The organism is Citrobacter sp. Cpa228 (assembly GCF_030333085.1).
GTDB lineage: Bacteria > Pseudomonadota > Gammaproteobacteria > Enterobacterales > Enterobacteriaceae > Citrobacter > Citrobacter pasteurii.
Map to the genome: position 1 here is coordinate 34,100 of NZ_JAOWGQ010000052.1, position 17,860 is coordinate 51,959.

At 48.7% G+C, this 17,860-nt stretch carries 15 protein-coding genes; 13 read left to right on the forward strand and 2 right to left on the reverse strand.

Annotated features, from left to right (window positions below; translation table 11 throughout):
* Nucleotides 1-10 precede the first annotated feature (10 nt).
* Complete coding sequence (locus OGX91_RS15350) at nt 11-988, reverse strand: Bug family tripartite tricarboxylate transporter substrate binding protein (RefSeq protein WP_286626712.1); 978 nt, start codon at nt 986-988, stop codon at nt 11-13.
* A gap of 152 nt (nt 989-1,140) precedes the next feature.
* Here OGX91_RS15350 and tctD point away from each other — a divergent pair, with 152 nt between their 5' ends.
* The 13 genes from tctD (at nt 1,141) to OGX91_RS15415 (ending at nt 16,778) form a co-directional block, all read left to right on the forward strand.
* On the forward strand, nt 1,141-1,815 hold the full coding sequence (gene tctD, locus OGX91_RS15355) for a transcriptional regulator TctD (RefSeq protein WP_182289987.1): 675 nt from the start codon (nt 1,141-1,143) through the stop codon (nt 1,813-1,815).
* Nucleotides 1,802-3,214: a sensor histidine kinase gene (locus OGX91_RS15360; RefSeq protein WP_286626714.1), complete on the forward strand. Its 1,413-nt coding sequence runs from the start codon at nt 1,802-1,804 to the stop codon at nt 3,212-3,214. The genes tctD and OGX91_RS15360 overlap by 14 nt, the downstream gene beginning before the upstream one ends.
* A 451-nt stretch (nt 3,215-3,665) precedes the next feature.
* Nucleotides 3,666-5,081 carry an undecaprenyl-phosphate glucose phosphotransferase gene (locus OGX91_RS15365; protein ID WP_040233318.1) on the forward strand — a complete coding sequence of 472 codons (1,416 nt, stop codon included), beginning with the start codon at nt 3,666-3,668 and terminating at the stop codon, nt 5,079-5,081.
* Nucleotides 5,071-6,357: an outer membrane beta-barrel protein gene (locus OGX91_RS15370; protein ID WP_040233319.1), complete on the forward strand. Its 1,287-nt coding sequence runs from the start codon at nt 5,071-5,073 to the stop codon at nt 6,355-6,357. Before OGX91_RS15365 ends, OGX91_RS15370 begins: the two co-directional genes overlap by 11 nt.
* Before the next feature lies 1 nt (nt 6,358).
* Nucleotides 6,359-6,916 (forward strand): polysaccharide biosynthesis/export family protein, encoded by a 558-nt coding sequence (locus tag OGX91_RS15375; RefSeq protein WP_040233320.1) that lies wholly within the window; start codon nt 6,359-6,361, stop codon nt 6,914-6,916.
* Nucleotides 6,917-6,918: 2 nt separating this feature from the next.
* Nucleotides 6,919-9,036 carry a GumC family protein gene (locus tag OGX91_RS15380; RefSeq protein WP_149692468.1) on the forward strand — a complete coding sequence of 706 codons (2,118 nt, stop codon included), beginning with the start codon at nt 6,919-6,921 and terminating at the stop codon, nt 9,034-9,036.
* Complete coding sequence (locus OGX91_RS15385) at nt 9,033-10,244, forward strand: lipopolysaccharide biosynthesis protein (protein WP_040233323.1); 1,212 nt, start codon at nt 9,033-9,035, stop codon at nt 10,242-10,244. Before OGX91_RS15380 ends, OGX91_RS15385 begins: the two co-directional genes overlap by 4 nt.
* The gene (locus tag OGX91_RS15390) at nt 10,241-11,626 is read left to right on the forward strand and encodes a hypothetical protein (RefSeq protein WP_005122979.1); all 1,386 of its coding nucleotides are present in this window, start codon (nt 10,241-10,243) and stop codon (nt 11,624-11,626) included. Before OGX91_RS15385 ends, OGX91_RS15390 begins: the two co-directional genes overlap by 4 nt.
* Nucleotides 11,616-12,605, forward strand: coding sequence for a glycosyltransferase family 2 protein (locus OGX91_RS15395; RefSeq protein WP_286626718.1), 990 nt, complete (start codon nt 11,616-11,618; stop codon nt 12,603-12,605). Before OGX91_RS15390 ends, OGX91_RS15395 begins: the two co-directional genes overlap by 11 nt.
* Before the next feature lie 14 nt (nt 12,606-12,619).
* Nucleotides 12,620-13,831: a glycosyltransferase family 4 protein gene (locus tag OGX91_RS15400; RefSeq protein WP_286626719.1), complete on the forward strand. Its 1,212-nt coding sequence runs from the start codon at nt 12,620-12,622 to the stop codon at nt 13,829-13,831.
* A 1-nt stretch (nt 13,832) separates the two neighbouring features.
* Nucleotides 13,833-14,945, forward strand: a complete 1,113-nt coding sequence (locus OGX91_RS15405; protein ID WP_040233326.1) for a glycosyltransferase family 4 protein — start codon at nt 13,833-13,835, stop codon at nt 14,943-14,945.
* A gap of 2 nt (nt 14,946-14,947) precedes the next feature.
* Nucleotides 14,948-15,355 carry a membrane protein gene (locus OGX91_RS15410; protein ID WP_040233329.1) on the forward strand — a complete coding sequence of 136 codons (408 nt, stop codon included), beginning with the start codon at nt 14,948-14,950 and terminating at the stop codon, nt 15,353-15,355.
* 31 nt (nt 15,356-15,386) lie between these two features.
* On the forward strand, nt 15,387-16,778 hold the full coding sequence (locus OGX91_RS15415; protein WP_155021800.1) for a DUF4832 domain-containing protein: 1,392 nt from the start codon (nt 15,387-15,389) through the stop codon (nt 16,776-16,778).
* A gap of 47 nt (nt 16,779-16,825) precedes the next feature.
* On the opposite strand, the gene galE is transcribed toward OGX91_RS15415, so the two are convergent.
* Complete coding sequence (gene galE / locus OGX91_RS15420) at nt 16,826-17,842, reverse strand: UDP-glucose 4-epimerase GalE (protein WP_005122986.1); 1,017 nt, start codon at nt 17,840-17,842, stop codon at nt 16,826-16,828.
* Nucleotides 17,843-17,860 lie beyond the last annotated feature (18 nt).

Genomic DNA, 17,860 nt, shown 5'->3' on the forward strand with positions numbered 1-17,860 from the left:
GTCCCCGGACTTATTTCGCCAGACCGAAGGCTTTTGCCTGCTCACGATAATCGGTGACCTGCTTCTTCACGTAGGCGTCGAGTTGCTTCCCGCTCATGTTGAACTCGAACAGGCCACGGAGATCGCGCTGTTTTTTAAACTCATCGGACTGCTGGAGTTTGTTAAAGGCGTCCACCCACCATTGATACTCGGCGTCGCTGACTTTTGGCCCAACGTAGAAGCCACGGATGATCGGCCACACGAGGTCATAGCCTTGCTCTTTGGCGGTAGGGACATTGGCTAACTGACCCGGCAGGCGTTCATCAGAGAACACCGCCAGTACGCGGATTTTGTCGCCGCTGAGATAAGGCACCATCTCACTGAGATCGCCTGAAACCACCTGCACGTGATTGCCCATCAGCGCGGTGACCGGCTCGCCGCCGCCCTCAAACGCCACATAACGCATCTTGTGCGGATCGACGTTGGCCTTTTGCGCCAGCAGCGCCGACTTCATCCAGTCCTGACTGCCAATAGAGGCACCTGCGCCAATCACCACGCTGTTGGGATCTTTCTCCATCGCCGTCAGCAGGTCTTTCAGCGTCTTCCACGGGGAATCGTTGCGCACGGCAATCATGCCGTAGTCGGTGCCCACACTCGCCAGCCAGCGCACATCATCGACGCCGTAGCGGCCAAATTTGCCCTGCGACAGGTTCAGCAGCGAGCCGCCGGAGAAGGCCACCACGGTGCCGGCTTCGGCAGGGCGTTGCGCGACGATGGCGTTATACGCCACGGCTCCCACGCCGCCAGGCATATAGGTCACGCGCATCGGTTTTTCGATGGCGCCGGTTTCCATCATGCTCACCTGAATCAGCTTACAGGTGAGATCAAAACCTCCGCCGGGTTTCGCCGGGGCGATACATTCGGTGCGCGAGGGCGCTTGTTCCGCCAGAACAGAGGTACTCATCAGTAACATGCTTGCAGTAAGGGTACGAAGTAATTGTTTTTTCATTATTTATCCTCACGCCGGATGACCGGATTTCGGGTACGGAAGATTATTTTTGTGATTATGTGAGCCGATGTGTAGCAGTTCGGTTGCGTGATTGTTAAAACATTAACCTTTCAATTCCCTTTCAATGCGGCAGAAACTTTACAGGATGTGATATGCGTCTCTTATTAGCGGAAGATAACCGTGAACTTGCTCACTGGCTGGAGAAAGCGCTGGTACAAAACGGTTTTGCCGTTGACTGCGTTTTTGACGGTTTGGCAGCCGATCACCTTTTACATAGCGAAACCTACGCGCTGGCGGTACTGGACATCAATATGCCGGGACTGGACGGCCTTGAGGTGGTTCAACGGCTGCGTAAGCGTGGGCAGACGCTCCCCGTTCTGCTGTTGACGGCACGCAGCGCGGTGGCGGATCGGGTGAAGGGACTCAACGCAGGCGCTGATGACTATCTGGCGAAGCCATTTGAAATCGAAGAACTTGATGCCCGGCTGCGGGCTCTGCTGCGGCGCAGTGCGGGACAGGTGCAGGGCATCCAGCAGCTAGGAGAGCTGGCGTTTCACGATGAAGGCTATTTTCTGTTGCAGGGACAACCGCTGGCGCTCACGCCACGCGAACAGGCGCTGCTGACGGTGCTGATGTACCGACGGTTGCGTCCGGTTTCGCGTCAGCAGTTGTTCGAACAGGTGTTCAGTTTGAGCGATGAGGTCAGCCCCGAAAGCATTGAGCTGTATATCCATCGGTTGCGGAAGAAACTGCAAGGGAGCGACGTGCGTATAGCCACGCTGCGCGGCCTGGGTTATGTGCTGGAACGCTGCGATGAGGTGGGTTAAGCCCCAGTCGTTGTATCTGCAACTGCTGATGTTCCTTGGCCTGCCGCTGCTATTGCTGTGGGGACTGTCGGCATTTAACAGCTACGTAAGCGCATTACAGGCCGCGACGCAGGCGTATGACCGGACGCTGCTCTCATCGGCCAGAACGGTTTCTGAGCGGCTGGTGGTGCGCAATAAACACCTGGAAGTCAACGTGCCGTGGGTGGTGCTGGACAGCTTTGAACTGAACATGAACGACAGGCTGTACTACAAGGTGGTGGACCCGGCGGGGAAAGTGATTTCAGGCTATGACGATTTACCGCAGATGCCGCCTGCCACTTCGCGCACCCAATTATACCCGGCGCTGGCGTGGTTTTATCACACCGAATATCGCGGCGAGGCCATTCGCGTGGCGCGTCTGCTCCAGCCGGTGAATGAAGGCGGGATTGTCGGTATGGCGGAGATTTATGTCGCCGAAACGCTGCAATCGCGTCGCTATCTGGCGCGACAGTTGCTGTTTTCCTCGTGGGTTTCGCAAGGGCTGTTGGTACTGCTCACGCTGGTGCTGGTTGGCTGGCTGCTGCGCCGGGTGTTACGCCCGATGCGCCAGTTGTCATCGCTGATGGTACGCCGCGAGCCGGGGTTGCTGACACCGCTGCCGGAGCTACTGCCGTGGTCAGAGACTCGTCTGCTGATTGTGGCATTCAACCGCTACATTGATCGGCTACGTGCGCTTATTTCGCGCCAGGAACGTTTCAGCGCTGATGCCTCTCATCAGTTAAAAACTCCGCTGGCGGTGCTGAAAACCCAGGCGGCGGTCGCCCTCGCCAGCCCGCAACCGCAGCAGTGGTATGAGAGTTTACAGGCCATGAGTACCACGCTGGATAGCACCATTCATCTGACGGAAAGGTTATTACAACTTTCGGCTGTGAAGCGCAAAGAGCAGGGGGAAAGGCACTTTTCACCGGTCAATCTGTTTGAGGTGGTGCAAACCAGTTGTTTTACCCGCCTGGCGCAGGCGCGCAGCAAAGCTATCGATCTCGGCTATGAAGGGGAGCAGGACGCGGTGTGGATTGAAGGGGATGATGTCCTGCTCGGCGAGCTGTGCGGGAATCTGCTGGATAATGCGCTGAAATACACGCCTGCGCGGGGGATGGTGACCGCCCGACTATTGCGAGAAGGGGAGGCCGTAGTGCTGATGGTTGAAGACAGCGGGCCCGGCATTGATGAACAAATGGTGCATCAGGCGCTGTTACCGTTTCATCGTCTGGAAAACGTGGGCAACGTCCCCGGGGCGGGGATTGGGCTGGCGCTGGTCAATGATATTGCTCGTCTGCACCGTACACACCCACAGTTGTCGCGCAGCGATACGTTAGGGGGACTGAGCGTACGAGTACGATTTTTAAGCATCACGAACTGATATATTTATTTCTCAGGTGCAGATTTTTCTTAATAAAATTACAAATAAGAAAGCTGATCATTATTAATAATAACGCTATGTGATTTATTGATTTTATTTGTATTGCAGGGCAGTTAATTATTTTTAACGGCTATTTAGGGGAAAAAGAGAAACGATTTTATGCTATTCATCATACATATAGCGGCTTTTCATAGTCTACTAATTGTTATCTGTCAATAACGGTTGTGTTGTAAATTATCATCTTTTTTGGTGGTGGCGATAAAACGCCCAATCAGAAATTAATGATAAAAATCATAATGATATAAATGAAACGTGGGTGATAGTCACACTAGTCAACATTATTTTTTACATTTACTGACAATGTGCCATTGCGTTTTTTAGACTTGTGATATAATTAGCAACATGAAAAGAGAAAAAAATAATTAAATATCAATAAATAATGGGCTGAGATATGCTTAAAAATTCGCTAAAGATTAGCAGTCAAGGATATCCAGTCTTTTTAAAGCTGGTCGATTTTATTGTAATCAATATTACGTTAATTTTTAGCGCCCATCTGTTAGATATGGTGCCGTTTAAGACCATTGTCATTCTGAGTATCCTCTTCTCAGTGTTTTTCCTGTTGCTTGCTGAATACACCAAAATGTATCAGCAGAAGATAAAAACCATCGGCATACGTAACCAAAAACGGCTACTTTTCTGTACGCTGCTGGCAATCTCGTTCAACGAAGTGATCAGCATGACGGTGGCCGAACCAGAGTCACTTGGATACCTGGCAAGTCTGACTCCGTCATTTTTATCCCCTATTGTTTACTGGTATTTCATTCCTTTACCTTTTCTTTATTTTATTCGTTTTTTCATTTTTAAATATTCAACGAAAAAAAACATTCGTGTGGCGATTATTGGTCTGACCGACAACGGTGTGGCAGCAGAAAATGCATTGATAGCTGAATATTCCAATATCAAATTAGATTTAGCTTTTTATGACGAACGTGCGTTGTCCCGCTGTGGTGATATCGTGGATAAGATTAAAAGTCCCTTTCGCGGCCCTGTCATTAATCTGGTTGAAGAGGCTAAGCAAGGGAATATCGACGAGATCTATATCGCATTGCCGATGGTGGCATTACATCGTATCCGTCACTTTTTGGCCATGATGTCAGATACCACGGTAGATACCTATATTGTTCCTGATTTTTATACCTACAGTAACAATATGTCCAAGTTGCGCTCGATCCACAATCTGCAAACCATTGGCATCTTTAGCTCACCGTTTGAAGGAGCCGGTTCATTTATTAAACGTGCGGAAGACCTGATTCTCGGTAGCATCATTATGGTGATGATCTCCTCACTGATGTTAGCGATTGCTATTGGTATTAAACTTACCTCCCGTGGTCCGGTGTTTTTCAAACAAGATCGATACGGCCTGAGCGGACAAAAAATTAAGGTATGGAAGTTTCGCTCGATGCGAGTTATGGAGAATTCCGATACGGTTATCCAGGCCACTAAGAATGATCCGCGCGTGACAAAATTTGGTAGTTTCTTGCGACGCACCTCTCTTGATGAACTCCCGCAATTCATTAATGTATTGCAGGGAAGTATGTCTATTGTCGGCCCCAGACCTCATGCGGTTACGCATAATGAACAGTACCGCAAACAGGTCGAAAACTACATGATCCGCCATAAAGTTAAGCCGGGGATCACCGGGCTTGCGCAGATTAACGGTTTCCGTGGGGAAATCGATGCACTTTATAAGATGGAAAAGCGCGTTCAGTATGATATTGAATATATTCAGAACTGGTCGTTATGGCTGGATATAAAAATTATTATTAAAACTATTTTCAAAGGATTTGTCGGTAAGAATGCATACTAAATTAATAGTTATTACCGGAATCGTGATATCGCAGTCCGCATGGGCTGATCTAACGCCGAAATCACACATTGGCTTTGCGGGGATCGACTTCCAGGGCCAAGCTGCTGTGGATTACGGTTATGATGATAACGTGACTTATCAGCCCCATAACCGCGATGCGATAGGTTCAGCTTTCCAGAGCGCGGCGCCTGTGTTTAGTATGATCGGTGAGCGCGGCCAGGATAAGTATTTGCTAATGTATTCAGGTGATTATCGTAACTACTCAAGCGATTCTGCCGATAACTATAACGACCATTTTTTCCGTTTTAACGGTGCCTGGCGTTACGGGCAAATGCACGGCTTAACCCTGAATCTGGAAGATTCAATTGGACATGAATCTCGCGGCCGTGATATCACAGAGGGCTTTTTGCCGAACCAGTTCCGCCAGTATGGAATTAACTCTCCGCTGACGAATAATTTTATCAACAGTGAGTTGCGCTATAGCTATGGCGCACCAGATGGACGCGGCAAAGCGGAACTGGCACTGTTGTATAAAAAACTGACGTTCGGGAATACCTCGGATGTGCAGGATACCAGCCCGGATTTTTACAATTATATTCAGCAGCAGGAATGGCATGAAAATAGTCTGGTGGCTGAAGTTTTTGACCAATACACATCCAGAACGCGCTTTCGCTATAGTTTTATTACTAATCAGCGTCACTATGATAACAACTCAGAAAAAGACAGTAATGAATACTATTTGCTTTACGGTCTGAAATCGCAGTTGACGGGGAAAACCAACGTCGACATGAATATTTCATGGCTGTACAAAACATTTGAAAATGCCGCAAACTCGAGTGATTTTAATGGTCTAAACTGGGATATAAAGGGGGAGTGGAAGCCGTTAAATCAGTCAGTCTTCACCGCCCATTCTGCTCAAAGTATTAAAGACCCTTCGGAAGTTGGGGGGTATATCTTAGTGACTGAGTATGGGATTTCTTATCAGCATTTCTGGCTGGGCAATCGTTTTTCTACTTTGCTGGACTACTCATACACCACGGAAGACTATAAAAAACAGAACAAGGATCGACATGATAAAAATGGTGTATTTAGCGTAACCATGAGCTATGACTACACGCCGTCTGTCAATTTTGAGATTAAATATCAATTAGATACCTTAAATTCGAATAAGGATACTGATTCGTTTTATATCGGTCCCGACGACAGTCAGGAAGTCATTAGAACGTTGGGTTATGATAATTCTATGATTATGCTTAAAGCTAAGGTTCAGATCTAAAATGAAAATAATAGAACTGTGCGCGTTTTTGCTACTCAGTATCCTGTTGGTCGGATGCACAACGTCTAGGCCACCATTAATGGACGATCCTGCTGCGGTGGCAGAGGATTACCGAATTGGGGCGGGGGATACTGTCAATATCGTTGTTTACGGGGAACCCGAAATGACGATGAAGTTTATCGTGGATAAGAGTGGAACAATAAACTTCCCTTATATCGGCGTGCTGGGTTTAAAAGATAAAACACCAGAACAGGTGAATATTGAATTAACTCAACGCTTGCGCAATGGGTATATGGTTAATCCCATGGTGACAGTGAGTATTGCCGAGTTCCGCAAATTCTACGCGTCAGGGGAAGTGAAAAGCCCGAATGGATTCGCCTGGGAGCCGGGACTTACCGTAGAGAAAGCTATTGCTCAGGCGGGGGGATTTACTGACCGTGCAGATCGCAAAGATATCAACATTCGCCTCTCCGGTAGCAATCAGCTACTTGAGAATGTTGATTTAACGCACTCTGTTCGTCCTGGGGATGTCGTGATTATTGGCATGGGGTTCTTCTAACGATGAAACTATCTATAGTGGAAAACGGCAAGCAACGAGAAAACTCCGTCGATTTCTCCCGTTTTGCCAAAGAACTGAAAAAGAATGCCTGGAAAATCGCGCTGGCCGGCATTATTGCCGGGGTAGTGGCGTATCCCTTGATCAGCATGATGTCATCAAAATATGTCTCGACGGCAACGGTGCTGATTAAGGCACAAGCCGATAACGTTTCGCCGTTTCCACAGGTGGATGGTTTTGATTCAACGCGTAGTGGATATTACGAAACGCAATATGCGCTGATGCAGTCACGCATTATCCTCGAGCAGGCGGTCCGCGATCTGAAGCTGGATGAAAACCCGGATTTTACCGGGGTGAAGCCCGGCTCTGGCAGTGAAGATCAGCAACTGAGGGTTGATCAGGCGCTGAAAACATTGTCGAAAGATCTGAAGGTCATCGGTATCCGTACCACTAATCTGGCCTCTATTTCTTATGAATCTTCCTCGCCTCAACTTTCAGCTGAGATAGCCAATGGCGTCGCTCAGGCCTTTATCAACTACACGGTCGATCAAAAGCGTCTGAAAGCAGAGCAGGCTCGCAATCTCAACTTTGAAAAAATGGAAGAGATTCAGAAATCGATAGCGAAACAAAAAGAGGAAATGGATAGCTACCTGAAAAACTCTGGGCTGCTGACTTTCCGTGGTATTGATGGTTTTGAAACAGAGCAGTTAAGCATTGTGACCAACCGTCTTGCCGATGCGACCCAACGTCGTGTCGCCGCGGAGTCTGTTTACAATGAAGTAAATAGCCGAGGGAAATCTTCAGGCGATATCATTTCGCTGCCATCAGTTTCTGACCATGCGCAGATTCAGGATTTACGCATTGCGCTGATTCAGGCGCAGCGCACGTTGTCGGAACTGCGCAAAGTGTATGGGCCTAAAAGTGCCAATATTTTAAAAGCAGAAGCCGATGTGCAATCAATCCAAAATCAAACGGGTCGGGTACTGGGTGAGTTAAAACTTGGCTTACGTCAGCAGTATTTGGCTGCGCTGGCCGACGAAAAGAATTACCAGCAGCAGGTTGCTGAGCAAAAAGAGATCTTCCAGAAGATGGCATCAAAACGGGATGCCTGGAACAGCCAAAAATTGGCGTTAGATAAAATGGAAGATCTATATAAGACGCTTTATCAGCGGACTCAGGAATTGTCGCTGTCCGGGGTTAATGCGGATGCGGTGCTGTATGATCCAGCCGTTCCTCCGTTAAAGCCGTCTAAGCCGAATAAATCGCTGCTACTCGTGATGGTGGTGATGTTGGTTGTGGTATTCAGCATCATGTATTTCATCGTCAAAGCGGCAATGGATAATTCAATTAGCACCCTGAGCCGTCTGAAGAAACGTCTCAATGTCGAGCCATTGGGCGAAATTCGTCGATTTACCGGTACTTCGGCACGCGCACAGGTGCGGGATATGATACTGAAGAACCCGCTGAATGCCGATATCATCCACGGTATTCGCACCCGAATTATGCTGGATAATCGGCCGCTGCAAACGGTCGCTATTGCTTCGGCGGAGCAGGGTGAAGGGCGCTCTCTGCTGGCGAATTTGTTGGCCAGTTCATTCAGCTTCGATCAGAAAACGTTGCTTATTGATGCTGATTTCTTCAATACCAACGGGCTGTCTTCTGAACTGGCATCAGCGACTTCTGCTGGTGTGGCGGAGCTGTTGCGGGGAGAGGCTCCGCTTGAAAAGGCACGGGTTAAGATCACTGAAAATCTTGATTTCATCCCCCACGGTAAGACGACCATTTCCTCTTTACTGATGCTGTCGTCAGAGCACGTTGAACCCGTGATGCGCGAACTGAAGTCGCAGTATCAACGCATTATTATTGACGTTGCAGCGGTGAATCAAAGTCAGGATATCCAACTGATCAAACGAGCCGTTGATGGGGTTATCTTTATCGTGAAAGCCGGGACCGGTTCTGCGGAGAATATTGCCGGCGCACTGGATAAGATTGAGGATAATCAGGGCGTGGTGATTGGCGCAGTGTTGAATGCGGTCGAGGAAAAAAACCTTGAAACGCAGGAAGGGTTGCGCTCATTGAACTTCAATACTGACCAACTGATGACTACGCCAGGTCGTGTATGAGTTTACTGAAGAGCGCTTCTACGATAGCCAGTTCATCAGTCGTTTCGCAGCTGATTGGTGCGCTGTCTATCTGGTTGATCTCACATAAGTACAATATGGCAGAGGTTGGGCTGTATGCGCTCAATTACAGCATCGCGGTGGTGGGGGCGCAGGTGTGTACCTTTGCCTCCCAGCTGTTGATTCCCAAACAGCAGGATGACGAGCTGGCGCAAAATGTGGTGTTTTGTTTGCTGCAAAGCGCGCTCATTGCGTTACCGTATGCCGTCCTGACCGCGTGGTTGTTTCACCAGAACATACTGTTTCTCTATTTGCTGACGCTTTCAACGGCGTGGGCGTTAATATCGGAAAACTTATCGCTGCGGACAGCCAACTTTTATTTTCTAATCTTTCAGCGTATTTCTGTCTCCGTGGTGGTGGTGCTCTCGGTACTGCTCACGCACCAGGTACAGACATTTTACTGGTCGTGGGCCTGCGCCATGATATTGCTGACCACTAGCTGTATTTTTCATTCGTTTGATATTCGCTCGGTGACGTCGCAGCATTTGCGCCCGGCAAGTAATTTGCGATTTTTTAAACAGAATATTCATCATATCACCAAAGTTGGTAGTGCTGAGGTGCTGGCAATGGCGAGCAGTAACTTGCCTATTATGCTGATTAACTTCTGGTTTTCGGCGCTGACGGCGGGGTATTTTTCCGTTGTCAGCCGGTTCTGTCTGGCACCGGTAGTGATTATCGGCAACGCGGTACGCAATACCATTTTTTCTAAATGGTCCATCGACTTCAGAAATAACACCTTCAATTATCAGGAGTATACGAAGGTACGTATGCTGCTGCTAGTGCTGGGGGTTATCTGTACCTTAGGCGTCTTTATTTTCTATCCCATTGTGATGCGCCTGGGTTTTAGCGAAGACTGGATTAACTCCATTGAAACGTCGCGCTACATGCTGCCCTATTTGTTCCCGGCGCTGGCGATAAGTCCTTTAACGGTGATTGAGCTTATTTTTGGTTCGCACCGCTATTTTCTGCGTATCCAACTTGAACAGTTGGCGATTGTGCTACTGGCGTTTGTGGTCGTTCCCTATTTTTACCATGATTATGCGGCATCAGTAATATTGTTCTCTTCACTGACATTTATTCGCTATGCGTTCATTTACCTGAAAATGAACAAGCGGGCCAATCTCCTGAAAAACAAGCCGGTGACGCCATGACACTGAATACCGGAAATTATTTACAGGTCTACACCTTTATAACGCTGATCCTGTGTGGTCTGGTGCAGTATTTCACCGGCATGCAGTCCGTGTTGTGGATCCCGTTTTTCCTGACATTACTGATGGTGGGATTACTGGTGATGCAGACGCGAGACGGGGCGCTGCGTCTGGATGCACAGGAAACCATTATCCTTGCGCTGTATTTTTCCTTTCTGGTGCTGGCGGGAACATCAACCCTGATTCAGGGCGGGGTCACCGTTGCAATAGTGGCCTTCAAAAACGAAATCGCGTTATCGTTGGTGATGGTTTGCTTGCTGTTGGGTTTTTGCCGTGAATCGCAGATATATCGGGCGACACGCTATCTGTACTGGGTGTTCTATGCGCAAATCCCGGTAATGATTTATCAGGTTTTGCTGGTTGTTCCTCAGCGTGTGGCTGTGCGCGGGGAAGATGAAAAATGGGACTCCGTGGTAGGGACATTTGGCGGAGACCCAATGGGTGGCGGCAATACGGCGGCGATGGGGTTATTTTGCCTGTTAATTATGTTGCTGAAACTCTCTGAATATAAGCATGGGCTTACGACGTTTAAATCCGCAGCGCTGCATATCATCCTTGGAATAGGGTTATGCATCATTGGTGAGGTCAAGTTTGTCATCCTGCTGTCACCGATATTTCTGGCGTGGGTGTGGATATCGCCGAGCTATGTTAAAGATGTCAGTAAGGTAAACCTGAAGACGTTATTTATCATTGTGGCAGGAATGCTGGTGCTCATCGGCCTGTCGATTATGATACTGGCCTGGTACTACTCTTCTGCTTTTGGCAGCGATCCGACGAAAGGCTCATTAAGCATTTTTATTGATTCATTGAGCTATATTTTTGATCCGAACTACATCATGTCGACCGGAGAGTTGGGGCGTTTCACAACGTTTCTGTTCTGGTTAAAAAATAACGATCTATGGGGACTGTCGGGCACATTATTTGGCTACGGGCTTAATGCCACAAACAGTGGTAGTACGGTCTCTCCTGGGTTTTTGAACATTATCTATAACCTGATTTTAGACTCGACTGCGCTGAGTATGCTGCTGTGGGAAGTTGGCATTATTGGCACGCTGCTGTTTATTGGCTTGTTTATTTATATTCTGAAAGTATGCCAGCCAAAACCAATATTGATGCTTGAACAGTTGGATAAACAGGATCTGCAGTTACTGAGCTTTGCGCCAGCGTTTAACGCTTTTGCTATCAGTTGTTTAATCAGCTTACCTTACAGCCAGATATTGATGATTACGCCGATGTTACAGTTCTTATTCTATTTATCGCTGGGGGCGAGCTTAGTGATTCGTCGAACCGTACTTCGCAGTGCAGGGGGCTGGCATGGACAATAAGCCATTTATTTCCGTGAGTATTAAGACGCTCAACGAATCTAAAGGTATTGAGAAAACGATCGACAGCATTCGGCGTCAGTTGGTCGGGTATCCGCATAAAATTATTGTGGCTGACAGTCTGTCGACAGATAACACCCAACAGTTGGCAGCCAATAAAGGCGTCACGGTAGTGTCACTCACCGATCCTGGCGATCGCTGTTGTGGGGTGGGCCATCAGTTGGGCTATCTGTATAGCGAAGGGGAATATTTATTACTGATGGATGGAGATATGGAGCTGGAGGATGGCTTCATTGACCAGGCTGTTGCCTTTTTGCAGGCGGAACCGGACTATGCCGGGGTGGCCGGTACCGTCGAAATGGATGATGCCGTTAACTATGAATTTAAGTCTCGTAAGCAGCGGATCAATAAAATCTATCCTCTTGGCGATAGCGATCATCTGGGGGGCGGCGGACTGTATCGTCGGTCGGCAATTGAAAAAATTGGTTATCTGACCAACCGTAATTTGCACGCTTATGAAGAGGCTGAGCTGGGTCTGCGTTTAAGCGAAGCGGGCTATAAACTGCGACGTCTGGATATTCCTTACTTCAGCCATACGTCACATACGCTGCCGACGTTTAAGATGCTGGCGCGCCGCTGGACCAGCGGTTATTACCAGGCTCCGGGTGAGCTTTTGCGTTGTAGTTGGGGGAAACCCTGGTTTTCCCAGTCATTCAACATCGTGAGGAATGAGGCGGTATTTGCGCTCTACCTTATTCTCTTATTTGTTGCGCTGCTCACCTTTAATATCAATGTGTTTGCCGTTGCGCTTCTACCCTTACTGGCATTTGCCTTGTTGAAGATTGTGCAAAACCGCTCGTTAACAGATGGGCTGCAAAGCGTTATTAATTTAATCGTACGTTCAGCGGGGTTGATCAAAGGTATTTTTTATCCGGTACGCGATCCGCTGACTCCGCCCAACAGTAAAATCATTCATGAATAACCGGGGCAGGCGCCATGAAAGTATTATTAGTTAACAAGTTTTTTTTCATCAAAGGCGGCGCGGAAACGGTTTATTTTCAAGAACGCGACATGCTGAAACAGGCTGGTGTCCAGGTCATTGATTTTTCCATGCAGCATGAGAAAAATTTCCCCTCTGATTATGCGGATTATTTCGTCAGCAATGTCGATTACCATAAAGAGAGTAATCTGTTGGGGGGCATCAAAACCGCGGTTAACTTTATTCATAACACCCAGGCCTGCAAAAAAATGCTGGCGCTTTTACAAAAAGAACGCCCTGATATCGTTCACTTTCATAATATTTACCATCAGTTGACGCCGGCGTTGATTAAAGTGGCGCGCAATTTTGGCTGTAAAACGGTGTTGACGGCGCACGACTATAAGATTGTCTGTCCTGCATACTCCATGTTACGCGATGGGAAAGTGTGTGATGCCTGCATCACCGGTACCGTTTTCAATGCCTTCCGCTATCGCTGTCAGGAAGGCTCTGCCTCTAAAAGCTTGCTGCTCTCGTTAGAAGCGACCTGGCAATACATTGCCCAAAATTATCAGGCTCTGGATGTGATTGTTTCACCCAGCGTTTTTCTACGCGGCGTGTTACTCCGAACGTTGCCGAAATCGCGGATCGATGTGATCGTCAATGGTGTTGATGATAGCCTGCCCATCGATGAGGTCGTCGAAGACGGTTATATACTGTACGTCGGCCGCCTGAGTCGTGAAAAGGGGGTGGCAACGTTGCTGGCCGCTCATCAAAAAATGCGTAACCCGACTCCGCTGAAAATAGTGGGGCACGGTCCGTTGCATGACGAGTTAGTGGCGAAATACCCGGAAGCTGAGTTTTTAGGTTATGTACAACAAGGGGATGCCCTCAATACGCTCATTAAGCATGCCCGTGTGGTGATCCTCCCCTCTGAATGTTATGAAAACTGCTCAATGGCGGTGCTGGAGGCGATGTCTTTCGCGAAACCAGTGATCGGGGCGCGCATTGGCGGGATCCCCGAACAAATACGCGACGGTATTGAAGGGATTTTATTTGAGCCGGGTAATGCGCAGGAACTGGCGAAGGCGATGGATGCTCTGGTTGATGATCCGGATAAAGCACGTGTCATGGGTTTACGGGGTCGCGCGCGCCTGAGTGAAAAATATGCGCTTAGCAAACATATGGACACCTTACAGGCGCTATATAAAGAACTTCTGAGCAGGCCATAGAATGAGTAAAAAAATAACGGTTTTTGGTACCCGCGGTATTCCGGATGTCTTGGGCGGGGTGGAAACCCACTGTCAGAATCTTTATCCGGCGATTAAACAACAGTTTGACGTTGATATTTGTGTTATCGCCCGCTCGCCGTATGTTAGCTACAAACGATCCTCTTATAAGAAAGTTGAGACCTATGCGCTGTGGGCACCCAAAAAACGGTCACTGGAAGCGATTGTGCACTCCGTTTTAGCGGCGTTTAGAACCTGTGTCGACCGTTCTGATATTGTGCATGTCCATGCGATAGGGCCGGGTTTGGTGATCCCATTATTACGCGTGTTAGGTAAGAAGGTGGTTTTTACCCACCACGGGCCTGATTACGATCGTCAAAAATGGGGATTTGTCGCCAAAAAAATATTGCTGCTGGGCGAACGCTGGGCGGTGAGATATGCCAATGAGGTGATAGTGATTTCTGAGGTCATTAACCAACTGATTCAGAAAAAACATGCTCGCTATGATGCGCATTTGATTTTCAACGGCGTCAATAAGCCTCGTCCGTTGTCAGATCAAACCCTTCATGCCACGCTTTCCCGCTTTGGACTCGAGGCGAAAAACTATTTCGTGGTGGTCGGACGGTTTGTGGAAGAAAAGGGGATGCATGATGCCATCTCCGCGTACAAACAAAGTGGTTTGCAACAGCCGCTAGTGCTCATTGGCGATGCCGATCACCCAACGGAATACAGTATTCGACTCAAGCAACTTGCCGCTGATACCCCTGGCGTGGTGATGACCGGATTTTTAAGGGGAGATGAACTTCAGGCGGTGTTTTCGCAGGCCAGGCTGTTCGTTATGCCTTCCTACCATGAAGGGCTACCGATTGCGCTTCTGGAGGCGATGTCGTATTCCCTCCCGGCGGTGGTGAGCGACATTCCCGCAAATTTGGAAGTGCAGTTGCCGTCTGAGACCTATTTTCGGGTCGGCTCATTGTCCAGTCTTGCTGAGAAATTAACTGCCTGGGCCAGCGCAAATAGCGTGGACTATCGTGTATATTTGCAAAATTATGACTGGCAGGAAATTGCCAGAAAAACAGTCAATGTCTATCACTCAATTGATAAAGATATAGGTTAATTTTGACCAGTCCTCAGAATCGCCCCCCCGTCATCGAACGATTTTATGCGCAACTTGATGAGCATATATCGGAGGGACTGACTCCGGAACAAAAAGATGGGATCGAGAAAGCGATCGTCGCCAGCACGCTGGCATCAAGACATCGGATCGATATTCGCAGAAGTTTTCCATTTTTCGGTAAACGCTTTTATCTGGTTTTTTTATTCGGCAGAGACTTACGTCAGCGGCATCGTCAGGAGTCGACCTTATCGACCATGTTACTCACTTTTTTGCTGCTGCTAGGCACGCTGTTTGTCTCCTGCTGCGTATTACTGACGCTGTATATGATCAAGTCCGCATTGGGTATTGATGTATTCCAACATTTTCACGTTGGTATCTGGGACTGGTGGTTAAGCCTGAAAGACCGCTAGTGTTAACAAACCTGTGGAGGGCGTCACTGCGATGAAGTGTAAATGGTTTTCTGCGCTGTTGTGTCTGTTCTGTCCGCTGACGGTATTGGCCGCAGTAACGACCGTAACCCCCAAGGCAATGACGGGCCCACTGACAAACCCAGGTATCGGGATCGCCAGTTTTCATCAGGGATATGGTGAAACGCTTGGACTGGCGGATTATCCCGACACCGGCTTTGAATATGAGCGCTTTTACTGGCGTGACCTTGAGCCTGTCGAAGGCCAGTACAATTTTGCACTGGTTGATGACGCTTTCAAGTATGCCGCGGCGCATCGACCGGCGATGAACGTCGGACTGCGGTTTATGGCGCTTGCTGAGCCGGAAACCGGTTCACAAATTCCCGACTGGTTGATTAACAAAGGTGTAAAGGGAACCTGGACGCCTGACAAAAAAACCTTTATCCCTGATTTAGACGATCCCTTATTTATTGAATATAGCCAGCGCCTGCTGAACGCGATGGGTAAACGCTATGATGGTAACGAGAACCTGGCTTTCGTGGATATCGGTATGGTGGGGTCGTGGGGAGAGTGGCATAACAGCAACTTCCCGATGCTGAAGCCATTGCTGGAGCGCTACACCACGGCGCAGTTGGACCGCTATGTGACGATGCATTTCACTGCTTTCCCCAGTACGCCAAAAATCATGTTGATGAGTGGTGGGCAAAGTCTGGCGAATGCGGTCGCGCGCGGGGCGGGCTGGCGTGCGGACTGCCTGGGCGATCTCCGCGTGTTTTCTGCTTCCTGGAATCATATGGCGGATGATTATCCGCAACGGCTGCAGGCCGCACGGAAAAGCTATTCAGGATTTAATGATGCCTGGAAACATGCGCCAGTGAGCTTTGAGATCTGCTCGTACATGCAGGACTGGAAAAATACTTTTCACTATACGCGAGAGGAAGTGCAGGGGATTTTTGACTGGGCGGTGAAGCAACATACCAGTACGATTAACCTGAAATCGAGAACAGTGCCTCGTGAGTATCGTCCGATTGTCGACGAGGCACTGACAAAACTGGGCTATCGGTTTCGCTTAGCATCCCTGAGCCACGAGTCAGTCTGGGAAGGTGGACAAGAATTCACCCTGACAAGCACCTGGTATAATGAGGGGAACGCGCCGATTTACCTGCCCTACACGCTGGCATTTCGTCTGGTTGATGAGGCCAATAAGGTGGTGGCACAAGGGAATGCCCCGGAAGATATACGCCACTGGCTGCCCGGAAAGCACTCACTGAGTTACCCGATGCCGATGCCCGGGACGCTGCTGAAAGGGAAGTATGCTATTGAGGCGGCGATAGTGGATAAAACCGGTGCGGCAAGAATTAACTTTGCCAATGAAGGGAAGCAGAGCAACGGTTGGTATCGCGTCTCCGCGGTCACGGTGAAATAGTCTGCCGTAGTCAGGAGCCTGGCAATCAGGCTCCTTAGCGTTAAAAATTAAACGTGATAGCCATCCGGATTGTTTTTTTGCCAGTTCCAGGTATCGCGTATCATTTCATCCAGATTGTAGATGGCCTGCCATCCTAACTCTTTTCGTGCTAACGACGGGTCTGACCAACATTCGGCAATATCCCCGGGCCTTCTGGCCACAATCTTATAATTAATTCGGGTTTGCGCCGCTTTCTCGAAGGCTGCGATCAGGTTAAGTACGGAATACCCGATACCGGTACCGAGATTGATGACTTTGTATGCCGCACCTTTTTCCTGGCAATCCAGTGCCGCTAAATGGCCAGTTGCCAGATCCATCACATGGATGTAATCACGCACACCGGTACCGTCGGGGGTTGGATAGTCATTTCCATAGACCGAAACGCTTTCCAGCTTGCCAATCGCCACCTGAGAAATATACGGTACCAGATTGTTGGGGATACCATTCGGATCTTCGCCAATCCTGCCCGATGGATGTGCGCCGACTGGGTTAAAGTAGCGTAGGCAGGTGATTCGGAAATCGGGCTGTGCGCGGGAAAAGTCTGCCAGAATTTGCTCGACCATGAATTTTGATGTGCCATACGGATTGGTGGTACCACCGGTTGGCGATTGTTCACTTAATGGAACGCTTTCCGGGTTGCCGTATACCGTGGCGGAAGAGCTGAAAATAAAGTGCTTCACTCCCGCAGCTAACATCTCACGCAGTAAAACCAGCGTGCCGGTGACGTTATTGTCATAGTAGGCAAGCGGCTCTTTTATTGATTCTGAAACTGATTTTAATCCAGCGAAATGAATGACGTCGGTGATGTTATGGTTAGAGAAAATCGTTTTCAGAACATCGTTGTTCAGCACATCGGCAATATAAACGATGGGTGCTTTGCCGGCCAGTTCCGCAACCCTGTCCAGGGATGTTTGTGAGGAGTTGGAAAGGTTATCGATGACCACAACGTCATCACCTCTTTCCAGAAGCGTCAGCACGGTATGTGAACCAATATAACCAGCACCGCCAGTGACTAAAATTGCCATACAGTCTCCAGATATATT

Coding starts and splice junctions, on each gene's coding strand:
- OGX91_RS15350 (WP_286626712.1), bottom strand. CDS start 988: ATGAAAAAACAATTACTTCGTACCCTTACTGCAAGCATGTTACTGATG.
- tctD (WP_182289987.1), top strand. CDS start 1,141: ATGCGTCTCTTATTAGCGGAAGATAACCGTGAACTTGCTCACTGGCTG.
- OGX91_RS15360 (WP_286626714.1), top strand. CDS start 1,802: ATGAGGTGGGTTAAGCCCCAGTCGTTGTATCTGCAACTGCTGATGTTC.
- OGX91_RS15365 (WP_040233318.1), top strand. CDS start 3,666: ATGCTTAAAAATTCGCTAAAGATTAGCAGTCAAGGATATCCAGTCTTT.
- OGX91_RS15370 (WP_040233319.1), top strand. CDS start 5,071: ATGCATACTAAATTAATAGTTATTACCGGAATCGTGATATCGCAGTCC.
- OGX91_RS15375 (WP_040233320.1), top strand. CDS start 6,359: ATGAAAATAATAGAACTGTGCGCGTTTTTGCTACTCAGTATCCTGTTG.
- OGX91_RS15380 (WP_149692468.1), top strand. CDS start 6,919: ATGAAACTATCTATAGTGGAAAACGGCAAGCAACGAGAAAACTCCGTC.
- OGX91_RS15385 (WP_040233323.1), top strand. CDS start 9,033: ATGAGTTTACTGAAGAGCGCTTCTACGATAGCCAGTTCATCAGTCGTT.
- OGX91_RS15390 (WP_005122979.1), top strand. CDS start 10,241: ATGACACTGAATACCGGAAATTATTTACAGGTCTACACCTTTATAACG.
- OGX91_RS15395 (WP_286626718.1), top strand. CDS start 11,616: ATGGACAATAAGCCATTTATTTCCGTGAGTATTAAGACGCTCAACGAA.
- OGX91_RS15400 (WP_286626719.1), top strand. CDS start 12,620: ATGAAAGTATTATTAGTTAACAAGTTTTTTTTCATCAAAGGCGGCGCG.
- OGX91_RS15405 (WP_040233326.1), top strand. CDS start 13,833: ATGAGTAAAAAAATAACGGTTTTTGGTACCCGCGGTATTCCGGATGTC.
- OGX91_RS15415 (WP_155021800.1), top strand. CDS start 15,387: ATGAAGTGTAAATGGTTTTCTGCGCTGTTGTGTCTGTTCTGTCCGCTG.
- galE (WP_005122986.1), bottom strand. CDS start 17,842: ATGGCAATTTTAGTCACTGGCGGTGCTGGTTATATTGGTTCACATACC.